9 protein-coding genes are annotated in these 10,772 nt (G+C 65.3%); 2 read left to right on the top strand and 7 right to left on the bottom strand.

Translation table 11 applies throughout. The annotated features are described in order from the left end of the window. Both VJ811_RS17585 and VJ811_RS17580 read right to left on the bottom strand, forming a co-directional pair. A partial coding sequence (locus VJ811_RS17585) for a M16 family metallopeptidase (RefSeq protein ID WP_324074775.1) occupies nt 1-2,851 on the bottom strand: 2,851 nt, incomplete at its 3' end. A gap of 42 nt (nt 2,852-2,893) precedes the next feature. Further along, entirely contained in the window at nt 2,894-4,039 is a 1,146-nt protein-coding gene (locus tag VJ811_RS17580) for a diguanylate cyclase domain-containing protein (protein ID WP_324074773.1), read from the bottom strand. A gap of 159 nt (nt 4,040-4,198) precedes the next feature. On the opposite strand from VJ811_RS17580, the gene VJ811_RS17575 reads away from it, so the two are divergent. After that, the gene (locus VJ811_RS17575) at nt 4,199-6,187 is read left to right on the top strand and encodes a lipoxygenase family protein (RefSeq protein ID WP_324074771.1); all 1,989 of its coding nucleotides are present in this window, start codon (nt 4,199-4,201) and stop codon (nt 6,185-6,187) included. A gap of 114 nt (nt 6,188-6,301) precedes the next feature. On the opposite strand, the gene purC is transcribed toward VJ811_RS17575, so the two are convergent. After that, nucleotides 6,302-7,081 carry a phosphoribosylaminoimidazolesuccinocarboxamide synthase gene (gene purC, locus VJ811_RS17570; RefSeq protein ID WP_037513919.1) on the bottom strand — a complete coding sequence of 260 codons (780 nt, stop codon included), beginning with the start codon at nt 7,079-7,081 and terminating at the stop codon, nt 6,302-6,304. 344 nt (nt 7,082-7,425) lie between these two features. Between purC and VJ811_RS17565 the strand changes: the two genes are divergently transcribed. Further along, nucleotides 7,426-8,349, top strand: coding sequence for a crotonase/enoyl-CoA hydratase family protein (locus tag VJ811_RS17565; RefSeq protein ID WP_324074769.1), 924 nt, complete (start codon nt 7,426-7,428; stop codon nt 8,347-8,349). Here VJ811_RS17565 and VJ811_RS17560 read toward each other — a convergent pair whose 3' ends face one another. From VJ811_RS17560 to VJ811_RS17545, 4 genes are all read right to left on the bottom strand, one after another. Then, complete coding sequence (locus VJ811_RS17560; protein WP_324074767.1) at nt 8,350-8,562, bottom strand: hypothetical protein; 213 nt, start codon at nt 8,560-8,562, stop codon at nt 8,350-8,352. Between the two features lie 21 nt (nt 8,563-8,583). Further along, nucleotides 8,584-9,012: an SRPBCC domain-containing protein gene (locus VJ811_RS17555; protein ID WP_324074764.1), complete on the bottom strand. Its 429-nt coding sequence runs from the start codon at nt 9,010-9,012 to the stop codon at nt 8,584-8,586. Continuing rightward, complete coding sequence (locus tag VJ811_RS17550) at nt 9,009-9,335, bottom strand: metalloregulator ArsR/SmtB family transcription factor (protein WP_324074763.1); 327 nt, start codon at nt 9,333-9,335, stop codon at nt 9,009-9,011. Before VJ811_RS17550 ends, VJ811_RS17555 begins: the two co-directional genes overlap by 4 nt. 228 nt (nt 9,336-9,563) lie before the next feature. Next, nucleotides 9,564-10,772, bottom strand: a 1,209-nt coding sequence (locus tag VJ811_RS17545) for an alkaline phosphatase D family protein (protein WP_324074761.1), incomplete at its 5' end; no start/stop codon positions are given.

Genomic DNA, 10,772 nt, shown 5'->3' with positions numbered 1-10,772 from the left:
TGTCATCGACCAGATAGCGCTTCGCGAGCGCCTGCAACTCAGCCGGCGTCGCAGCTTCGACCGCACCGATGCCCCTGCGGCTGCGGTCGAGGCGGTCGGCGTGGCTCGTCGCCTCGGCGACATAGTTCAGCCAATAGCTGTTCTCACGCCGCGACTTCACCATCGCCTCGAGCAGCGGCCTTCGCGCGCGGTCGAGCAGGTCGGCGTCAACGGGCTTGTCGCGCAGTTCCTTGGCGATCGCGAAGATCGCCGCACGGGTCGTCGCGAGATCCTTGTAATCGACATTGCTGGCGGCGAAGAGATGGCCATAGCCGGGAAATTCGTCGGACAGGCTCGCCGCGGCGCCCGGGCTGTAGCTTTCACCGAGCTTTTCGCGCAGCTCCTCGGTCAGCATCAGCTGCATCGCCCGCGACAGCAGGGTGAGTTGCATCGCCTCGGCGAGATCGCTGTCGTCGCGCGCCGGCCAATAGACGCGCAGTTCGGCCTGTTCGGCGGGTCCCTTGTGGATCAGCGTACGCTCGCTGCGGTCGGTCGCGAACTGGCGGATGCGCGCGTCGGTACGTGGATCGAACGCCGCCCGCCGCTCGGGCAGCGCCCCGAACGTCGCCGCAATCGCATCGATCGCCGACTGTTCGCCGATGTCGCCGACGACGCCGATCTCGATCGCGCCATGCGCAAAGCTGTCGGCGACAACGGGCTTCAGCTGCGCCCAGTCGAGCGTCATCATCTTGCCCAGCGGCGGGGTCTGCGCGCGCGGATCATTGTTGGCGAGGATGCCGCCCGCGTCGCGGCCGAGCACCGCCGCCGGGGTCGCATCATTCGCGGCATATTGCTGCGGCAGGACGCGGCGGATCAGCGCAAGCCCGTCAGGGCGATAGCCGGGGTGCGTGAGGTACGCCGCCATCAGCTTGGCCTGCAGCGCGAAATCCTCGGGCGAGGTCAGCGCCGATCCGCCGAATGCGTCGGTGGAATTGCCGAAGACCGGGCTGATCGTCTTGCCCGCGAGGATCGAGCGCAGTTCGTCGAGGCTGTGCGCTTCGAGGCCGCCTAACATCAGGGAACCGGCGAGCGCAACCTTGGTCGGGTCATCGCGCGTTGCGAGCAAATTGCCGCCATCGACGCGCAGCGACAGCATGACCTTGTCCTTCTGGAAATCGGTCGTCTTGATGTTGAGCATGACATTGTTGGCGAAGCGGATGCGGCGAATGCCGAGATCGTCGACGCGCTCGTCGCTGACGATTTTGCCCAGCGTGCCGAAATTGTCGTAGGCGAAGGCGGCGTTGGCGGCCTCGGTCGGCGCGGCGACGGCAACCTCGGTCGACGCACGCAGCGCCGCGAGGACCGCGCCGGGGCCGCCCTCGACCGGCTTCTTCGCCGTCACGCGCGCAAGCGGCGCGCTGAGCCCGTCCATGCGCTTCTGGAACGCCGCTGTGATCGCCGCGGCGGTCAGCGACGGCGCGGCAGCCTCGAACAGCGCCTGCGAGGTTTCGGGGCGGGCGAAGACGAAGTCGCCCTCGGCGGCCGACACCAGCGCGTCGGCAAGCGCGTCGCTGCGCCGCGTCGTCACGCCGGCGACGGCGTTTTTGTACGCGGTGCGGCGGTTCGCGATCTGCTCGTCGACCTCAGCCTGCGTGAAGCCATGCTCGATCGCGCGGCGCTGTTCCTGCTCCACGAGCGCCAGCGCCTCCTTCCACGCGCCTTCCTTCGCGACCGCGCCGACAGTGACCTGATCGAATGTCTTCCATCCCTCGGCGTCGCTGAAATAACCCGTCAAAATCGGCGAATCCTCGTTCAGCGCAATCTTCGCGAGCCGGCGGCTGACGATCGCCTCGCCGACATCCTCGGCGAGCTTGCGCGTGCGTTTCGCCTTGGTATCGGGCTCGTCGACCCACGGTTTGAAGCTCGCGATCGTCACCGAATCCTGGATCGCCGGATCGACGAAATCGTCGGCCGCCGCGGCGCGCTTGTAATCGACATTGCCGATTTCGGGGTCGGCGCCCGCGGGGCCGCGGCCCTTCCAGTCCGCAAAGCGCGCCTTGATCTTCGCCTCGACCGCCGCGGGGTCGAAATCGCCGACCATCACCAGCGTCGTGCGTTCGGGACGATAATAGCGGTCGTAGAGATCGCGGAGCCGCGATGCGGGCGCGGTTCTGATCACCTCCTCGGTGCCGACCGGGATGCGGTTCGCGACATTCATCCCCTTCATCTGGAAGTCGAGCTGGTCGATCAGGCTGCGCAGCTGATAGGTGTCGCGCGCGCGCCGTTCGGACAGGATGATGCCGCGCTCGCGGTCGACCGCGGCGGGATCGATCGTCAGATTGCCGCCCGTCTCGCGCATCAGCATCAGCCCGGTGTCGATCAGGTCGTCCGACGCGTTGGGAAGATCGAGCTTGTAGATCGTCTCGTCGAAGCCGGTCGAGGCGTTGGTGTCGGCGCCAAATGCCAGCCCCTTGCGTTCGAGCAGCTTGATCATCTCGCCCTCGGGCACGTTGGTCGATCCGTTGAACGCCATATGTTCGAGGAAATGCGCGAGGCCGCGCTGGTCTTCGGCCTCGGCAAAGCTGCCGACGGCGAAGCGCATGCGCAGGACGACGCTATCCTTGGGCGTGCTGTTTTTCAGCAGCGCATATTTCATCCCGTTGGGGAGCACGCCGAAGATGATGTTCGGATCGACCGGCACGTCGCTCGCCGCGAAATTCCACGCCTTGGCCGCCTCGCTCTGTGGATTGACCGCCGCGGGCGTCGCGACCTTTGCGGGCGCTTCCCTGGCCCAGGCCGGGGCGGTGCTGGCGATAAGGAAGACGAGGGGTGACAGCGCGGTCGAAGCACGCCGGACAAAGGATTTGGTCATGCACCAGATGTGGCCACCGCCCTTCGGACGGTCAAGCCAGTGTTACGCGACCCGGCCGATGCTTTCGACAGACGACGCCTTCTCGCGATCGGCGGCTTTCGCAGCGTAGAGCGCGCGGTCGGCGACCTCCAACAATTTGCGCGCGCTGTCGCCATGCTCGGGCCAGATGGCGGTGCCGATGCCCGCGCCGACGCCGATCGAACGGCCGCCGATGCGGTAGGGCGCGGCAAGCGCGGCGAGAACATGGTCGGCGAGCGAGGTCTTGAGCAATATCGACCCGGCGGGCACGAGGATCGCGAATTCGTCGCCGCCCTGCCGCGCGACCACCGCATGGTCGCCGCACGCACGGCGCAGGCGTTCGGCGAGCTCGCACAATACGCCGTCGCCGATCGCATGGCCGTGCTGGTCGTTGATCGGTTTGAAGCCGTTGAGGTCGAGCAGCGCGATCGCGAACGGGTTGGCCGCGTCGCCTTTCGCAATCTCTTCGTCGAGCCGCATGTCGAACTCGCGGCGATTTGCGAGGCCGGTCAGCGGATCGGTGTGCGCGAGGTCGCGCATCTGGTGCTGGAGCTGGAGCAGGTCGATCAGTTGATCATGCTGTTGCAGGATCATGCGCAGCAGGAAGATCGTCGCGACGACGAGGCTGGTGCCCGCAGCGATTTCGGGCGGGTTGCCCGACGTCAGCATCAGGAAGGAGATCGGCACCAGCCCGATGAGCAGGTTGATGAAGGTCGCGAGGCGGATCGACGACAGGCAATAGGCGGTCGCAAGCGAACCCATCGCCATGATCATCGCATAATAGCTATGTGTCGAGGGCGGCGCGGCGAGCCAGTTGATCACCGTCCAGGCGCTGCACATAGCGCCCGTCGTCCCCGACAGCCACATCGATTCTGTGATTATCCGCCGTGCGCGGCGCAGGCTCATCCGCCGGCCGCGCTTGTGCATCAGGAAGAGGAAGCCGAGCAGGCCGATGATCGCGAGCGTGACCGGGAAACCGATGCGGACGATCGGGTGGACCGTCGGCACCCCGGCATAGATGGCGGTCGGGGTTGTCGCCGCCAGCATCAGGAACAGCATCGGGGTCAGCGTTTCGACGCGATTGGCGCGCAGCAAGGCGACATCGTCCCGAATCGCGTCCGGAATCGGCGGAAAGAAGCGCGTGCGCAGCCAGTGATAGACACCCGTCATAACGGCGGGATAGCAAGGCCGAGTAAAGCAGGGGTTAAGGAATGAAAGCTTGTCTTATCACTTACCTAACGGCCCCATGCGAGCGCATGGCTTGCGAAATATTAACCATGTTTGGCGATAGCGACCGGCGAATTTGTCGCGCCCGACAGGAGCCACGCCATGTCTTATCCGATGCCGCCGTTAACTTCGCCTGCCGCTGCGCCGACCGTGCCAATGCCGGCAAGCGGCCCGACGCTGCCACAGAACGACACGCCCGCCCAGCAGGCGGCGCGCGCCGCGCAGCTGACCGCGACGCGGGCCGTTTATACATGGACGACCGATGTGCCCACGCTGCCCGGCGTGCCGCTCGCGACCAGCGTGCCGAAAAATGACGAGCCGACGATCGCCTGGTTCGTGATCCTGATCGGCGTCGGGCTGGGTATCGTGCGCAACGCGCTGACGGTGAAGCTCGGCGGCGTCGACAAGGGTGAGTTCGACAGCCCGCGCGCCGAATATGAGGCCGCGCTCGCCGAATGCGATGCGATCGAAGCGTCCGCAGCGAAGATTGCGGTCGAACATGGCGTGCATACCGGCGGCAATATTTTCGAGCGCATCGTGGGCGACGTCGAAAACGCCGTCGCCGCCGCCGAACGCGATGCCCATGTGGCGCTGCTTCAGGGTTACAAGAATAGGCTCGAAGAGCTGATGAAGGTCGAGGACGCCGAGGGGCTCGGCAGCAAGACGCTGCGCAGCATCGAGGCGTATCGCGCGCTGTTCAGGACGCTGCCCGTGCCGGGCGTCAGCTATATGTTTCAGGACGACAGCGAGTTCGCGCGGCTGCGCGTCCAGGGTCCGAACTGCATGCTGATCACCGCCGTCGGCGATGCCCTGCCCGCCAATTTTCCGCTGAGCGCCGCCAAATATAGCGCGGTGGTGAATGGCGACACGCTGGGCGCCGCGCTCGCCGACAGGCGCCTCTTCCTGCTCGACTACCAACCGCTCGAAGTGCTCGATCCCGGCACCTATGGCGGGCAAGCCAAAAATGCATGGCAGCCGGTGGCATTGTTCGCGGTGCCGCCGGGCGGATCCTCGCTCGTGCCCGTCGCGATCCAGTGCGGGCAGAGCCCGGCCGACTATCCGATCTTCACCCCCTCGCCCGTCGCCGACAAGCTATGGGGATGGGAAATGGCGAAGTTCGTCGTGCAGGTCGCCGACGGCAATTATCACGAGCTGTTCGCGCACCTCGCGCGCACACATCTGGTGATCGAGGCTTTTGCGGTCGCGACGCACCGCCATCTGGCCGAAGTGCACCCGATCTGGGCGCTGCTCGTCCCGCATTTCGAGGGGACGCTGTTCATCAACGAACAGGCGGCAACCTCGCTGATCGCGGCGAACGGCCCGATCGACCATATTTTCGCGGGCACGATCGCGTCGAGCCAGCTCGCCGCGGTCGACGCACGGCTGGCGTTCGATTTTTATGGCAAGATGCCGCGCGCCGATTTTTCAGCGCGCGGGGTCGGGATGGATTCGGCGCTCGCCGATTATCCGTACCGCGACGATGCGCTGCTCGTATGGGACGCGATCCACGAATGGGCGCGGCAATATGTCGACCTTTATTACGCGCATGACGCCGATGTCGTCGGCGATACCGAGCTGACCGCTTGGGCGGCGTGCCTTGCGGGTGAAGCGAAGATCAAGGGTTTCGGGGCCGTGACGACGCGCGCGCAGCTCGCCGAAGTCTGCACGATGGTGATGTTCACCGCGAGCGCGCAGCATGCCGCGGTCAATTTCCCACAAAAGGATATCATGGCCTTTGCCCCCGCGGTCACCGGTGCGGGCTGGCAGGCGGCGCCTAATGGCCAGCGCGGGCATGACAAGGCGGGCTGGCTCGCGATGATGCCGCCGATGGCGCTCGCGCTCGAACAATTGAACGTGCTCGAACTGCTGGGGTCGGTGCACTACCGTCCGCTCGGCGACTATCGCAGCAACGCCTTTCCCTATCCGCCCTGGTTTCAGGATCCGCGCGTGACGGGAGCCGAAGGGCCGCTCGCCTGGTTCCAGGCGGCGCTCGTGGGGGTCGAGGCGGAGATCGCGGCGCGCAATGCAGAGCGGATGCAGCCTTACCCCTATCTGCAGCCGAGTTTGATCCCGACGAGCATCAATATTTGAGGCGGCGCCCGAAAAATGATCCGTCATTCCGGCGAAGGCCGGAATCTCGCCTGGTGCCTCATGACGCAGCGATGATATCCCGGCCTTCGCCGGGATGACGATCGTTGGGCAGCCTCAGCTGCCCTTTTTCTTCCGGTGGCTTTCGAGGTCGAGCACGGCATTCTCGCCGCCCTCGGGCAGCAGGCCGAGCCGGCGCGCGACTTCCTGATAGGCTTCGACTTCGCCGCCGAGATCGCGGCGGAAACGGTCCTTGTCGAGCTTTTCGTTCGTCGTCATGTCCCACAGACGACAACCATCGGGGCTGATCTCGTCGGCGAGGATGATGCGGCTGAAGTCGCCTTCGTAAAGCCGGCCGAACTCGAGCTTGAAGTCGACGAGGCGGATGCCGACCGCGGCGAACATGCCGCTCATGAAGTCGTTGATGCGGATCGCCATGTCCTGAATGTCGTGAAGCTCGTCCTGGCTGCACCAGTTGAAGCAGGCGATATGCTCTTCGGCGACGAGCGGGTCGCCGAGCGCGTCGTCCTTGTAGCAATATTCGATCAGGGTGCGGGGAAGCTGCGTCCCTTCCTCTATCCCGAGGCGCTTCGACAGCGTGCCCGCGGCGACGTTGCGCACGATCACCTCGATCGGCACGATCTCGACCTGGCGGATCAGCTGCTCGCGCATGTTGAGGCGGCGGATGAAATGATGCGGCACGCCGATATTGCCGAGCAGCGTGAACACATGCTCCGAAATCCGGTTGTTGAGCACGCCCTTGCCGCTGATCGTGCCCTTTTTCTGGGCGTTGAACGCGGTCGCATCATCCTTGAAATACTGGATCAGCGTGCCCGGTTCGGGGCCTTCGTACAGGATCTTCGCTTTGCCTTCGTAAATCTGGCGGCGACGGGACATGGCGTTCAAACTTTCTGCCGGAACCAAATGAATGACCCCGGCAAAGCGACTCAGCAGGAGGCGCGCCGCCGGGGCGATGGGGCGCCTATAGCGACAAAGCGGCGGCGCGTCATCAGTCACTTCGCCAATGATCCTCCCTGTCGCGAAGCGATGGGGAGGTGGCGGCGGAGCCGCTGACGGAGGGGTAATGACGCGACGCCGCAACCCCTCCACCACTCGCTTCGCGAGCGGTCCCCCTCCCCACCGCTTCGCGGCAGGGAGGATCTTCCTTTACGCTTACGTCAACTAGAGCTTGCACTCCCGGGCATCGCTTGCAACGATGCTCATAACCAAGGGAGAGACAGATGAGCTTCGACCAGATTCGCCTCGACCGCCACGAAGGCGTCGCGCTGCTGACGCTGCACCGCCCCGACCGGATGAACGCTTTCACCACCGAAATGATGCTGGAAATCGTCGCCGCGCTCGACGAATGCGACGCCGACGACGGCGTACGCGCGGTGATCTTCACCGGATCGGGCGACCGCGCCTATTGCGCCGGCGCCGACCTGGGTCAGGGCGCCGCGACCTTCGATTATGACAAGCGCACCGACAAGGCAGCGATCCTGCCCGACGGCATCGCTGCGAGCCCGGTCGCCGCAGACGGTACAATCGACTGGTCGCACCCGCTGATCCGCGATTCGGGCGGGCGCGTGTCGATGCGCATTTTCGACTGCAAAAAGCCTGTGCTCGGCGCGATCAACGGCGCTGCGGTCGGGATCGGCGCGACGATGACGCTGTCGATGGACGCGCGGCTCGCGAGCGAGACCGCACGCTACGGCTTCGTCTTCGCGCGCCGCGGTATCGTGCCCGAGGCGGCGTCGAGCTGGTTCCTGCCGCGCCTCGTCGGTATCCAGACTGCCGTCGACTGGTGCTTTTCGGGGCGCCTGATCGACGCTGCCGAAGCCTATGAAAAAGGGCTCGTCCAGTCTGTCCACGCGCCCGGCGGACTGGTCGACGCCGCGATCGCCAAGGCGCGCGAGCTCACCGACCATAGCGCGCCCGTGTCGGTCGCGCTCACCCGCCACATGCTGTGGCGCATGCTCGGCGCGCCCCACCCGATGAGCGCGCACCGCTGGGACAGCCGCGCGATCTTCGCCCGCGGGCGCAGCGCCGATGCCGTCGAGGGCGTGTCGAGCTTCCTTGAAAAGCGCCCCGCGAACTTCACCGTCAGCGTCGCGAACGACTATCCGTGGTTCGCCGAGTTCGAGGACACGCCGCCTTACGGCTGATCAGCTCGAGGCACCGCGCTTCCCGAAATAGGGCCGGAAAAACATATAGAGACCGGAAAACATCAGCAGGAAGAGCGGCGGAAGCGGCAGATAATAGACCCACTCGACCGGCTGATGCCCCAGGCCGAGCGTCACGAAAATGGCGAGCACGATCGCCGAAAAGATGATCGATACCCAGCGGTGAAATTGCCGGATCCATAGACTCCAGTTCATGTTCTTCTCCCTGTTTGACGTTCAGTCGAGACCCGCGACAACCTTTTCGAGATTTTCGAGGTGGATCTTCCAGCCGCCCTTGGCGCCGCCGAAGGCCTGCTTCTGGTCGGGGCGGAAACCGACCTGCTCCATGCGCAGCAAGGTGCCGGCAGGCGTCGGTTCGAGCGTGAAGGTGACGACGCTGTCCAGCGCATAGGCCGGATCATCGTGCGTGGTATTCCAAGCGTAGGACAGTGTCCGTCCCGGATCGACATCGAGAATCTCGCAATCGACATGGCCCCAGTCGCCGTGCAGCTGGAACCGGTGACCGAGATCGAGGCCGAAGTCATTCTTCATCAGCCATTCCTCGATCAGATGCTGCTGCGTCAGCGCACGCCACAACTTTTCGGGCGGGTGCGGTATTTCGCGCTCGACCGTAACGGTGCGCACGTCGGTGTCAGTGTTGGTCATTGGTCCATCCTTTTGAGCAAATTTTCGAGATCGTCGAACCGCGCTTCCCAGAAGCGGTTCATGCGGCCGGTCCAGTCGACCAGCGGCGCGAGCGCGCGTTGCTGCGCACGGTAATGCGTCTGGCGTCCCTCGTGCCGGTCAAGCACCAGCCCGGCCTGCTTGAGGATGCCGAGATGTTTCGACACCGCGGGCTGCGAAATGCCCGCGCCCACGGTGAGTGCCCCGACCGTCTGCTCGCCTTCGAGGCAGAGCCTTTCGAACAGCGCACGCCGGCTGGGATCGGCGAGCGCCTTGAAGAGAAGATCGGGCGAGGGCTGCGTCATAATTCATAACTCACTGGCTATGTATTTTCTCATAACCATATAGTTATACGTGTCAAGCGCTGCCCTTGTCGCGGCACCATCGGACGCCGGAGCGCCGAACGCTTCCCGCGCACCGACGCGGCAGACCGGCTCTACTTCGGGTCGGGCAGCGCGGGCGGCGGCGACATCCATGTCACGACCGAAGTCCGGCCGCGCGAATGGGCGGTCGCCAGCCGATCCCGGCGGCGATCAGGCGGCGTTATAGACGCGCCGCCCGCGCTCCGCGGTCATGCTGTGCGTAGCCTTCAGCGCGAGCGAACGCGCGCGGATCGTTTCGACGCTATGCCAGTTCGCGGTCACCCGATCGGGGGAGAATTGCACGGTCACATAGCCGCGATCCTCGGTGTTCGCCCATTTGAGTTGCGGCGACGAGCGGCGCAGCGCCGAGACGCGCGCTTCGTCGGCCACGCCCTTGATATAGCTTTCATAGCCCGGGGAAGTAACGCTCTGCCCCGCAATCTCGATACCCGCCGGCCGGCCGTCCTCGGCGAGGTCGAAGGCCCAGGCATTGTGCGTGTCGCCGGTCAGCGTGACGAGGTCGGCGTCGGCGCGCTGCGCCGCGGCGAGCAGGCGCGATCGCGCTGCGGGATAGCCGTCCCACGCGTCGAGATTGAGCGGCAGGCCCGCCTTCGCCGCAAGCTGGCCCGCCTCGACCCGGCGGCGGATATAGTCGGGCTGTTCGCCAGCGAACCACTCGCGCGTCTCGGGCGGCGTGAAGAGCGTGCCCATCACGACCTGCTGCGCGCAGACCTGCCAGCGCGTTCCCGTCCCGGTCGAGGCGGCGAGCCCGTCGAACAGCCATTTCTCCTGCGCGGCGCCGAGCATCTGGCGCGCCGGGTCGCGATAGCCGGTTTCGGTGAACTGCTTGAGCTTCGCGGCGGCGTCGCCGCCACCCGCGACGATCTCGTCGACCTCGAACTGCCGGTCGCGGGCCGTCACCCGCGTTTCGGGGAGGAAGATCGTCGCGAGGTCGCCGACCTGATATTGGCGCCAACGCGTGTCGGCGACGGGCATCCACTCGCGATGAGCACGTTCAGCGGCGGCCATGCGCGCCATCCAGTCGCCTTCACCCTCATTGTGGTTTTCGGCGCCGCCCTTCCAGACGTCGTTCGCGAATTCATGATCGTCCCATTGAGCGATCATGGGGAATAGCTGGTGCAGCTTCTGCAGGTCGGGGTCGGCACGATAGGCGGCATAGCGAAGGCGATAATCGGCAAGCGCGACGATCTCGTGCGCGGGCTGGATCTCGCGTCCGGACAGCGCCTGCTTCGCCGAGGGATAGTCGCCGGCCTTATATTCGTAGAGATAGTCACCGACATGCGCGACAAGGTCGATGTCGCCGCGCGCCGCGGCGTGGCCATAGGCATTGAACCAGCCGAACGGCATGTTCGAGCAGGA

The organism is Sphingopyxis sp., assembly GCF_035250425.1.
GTDB lineage: Bacteria > Pseudomonadota > Alphaproteobacteria > Sphingomonadales > Sphingomonadaceae > Sphingopyxis.
Note: the sequence above shows the minus strand (reverse complement) of the source record. Positions and strands in the feature narration are given on the sequence as shown.

What these genes read in the sequence shown, in the direction of transcription:
- VJ811_RS17580 (WP_324074773.1), bottom strand. Translation starts at nt 4,039, where the DNA reads ATGACGGGTGTCTATCACTGGCTGCGCACGCGCTTCTTTCCGCCGATT.
- VJ811_RS17575 (WP_324074771.1), top strand. Translation starts at nt 4,199, where the DNA reads ATGTCTTATCCGATGCCGCCGTTAACTTCGCCTGCCGCTGCGCCGACC.
- purC (WP_037513919.1), bottom strand. Translation starts at nt 7,081, where the DNA reads ATGTCCCGTCGCCGCCAGATTTACGAAGGCAAAGCGAAGATCCTGTAC.
- VJ811_RS17565 (WP_324074769.1), top strand. Translation starts at nt 7,426, where the DNA reads ATGAGCTTCGACCAGATTCGCCTCGACCGCCACGAAGGCGTCGCGCTG.
- VJ811_RS17560 (WP_324074767.1), bottom strand. Translation starts at nt 8,562, where the DNA reads ATGAACTGGAGTCTATGGATCCGGCAATTTCACCGCTGGGTATCGATC.
- VJ811_RS17555 (WP_324074764.1), bottom strand. Translation starts at nt 9,012, where the DNA reads ATGACCAACACTGACACCGACGTGCGCACCGTTACGGTCGAGCGCGAA.
- VJ811_RS17550 (WP_324074763.1), bottom strand. Translation starts at nt 9,335, where the DNA reads ATGACGCAGCCCTCGCCCGATCTTCTCTTCAAGGCGCTCGCCGATCCC.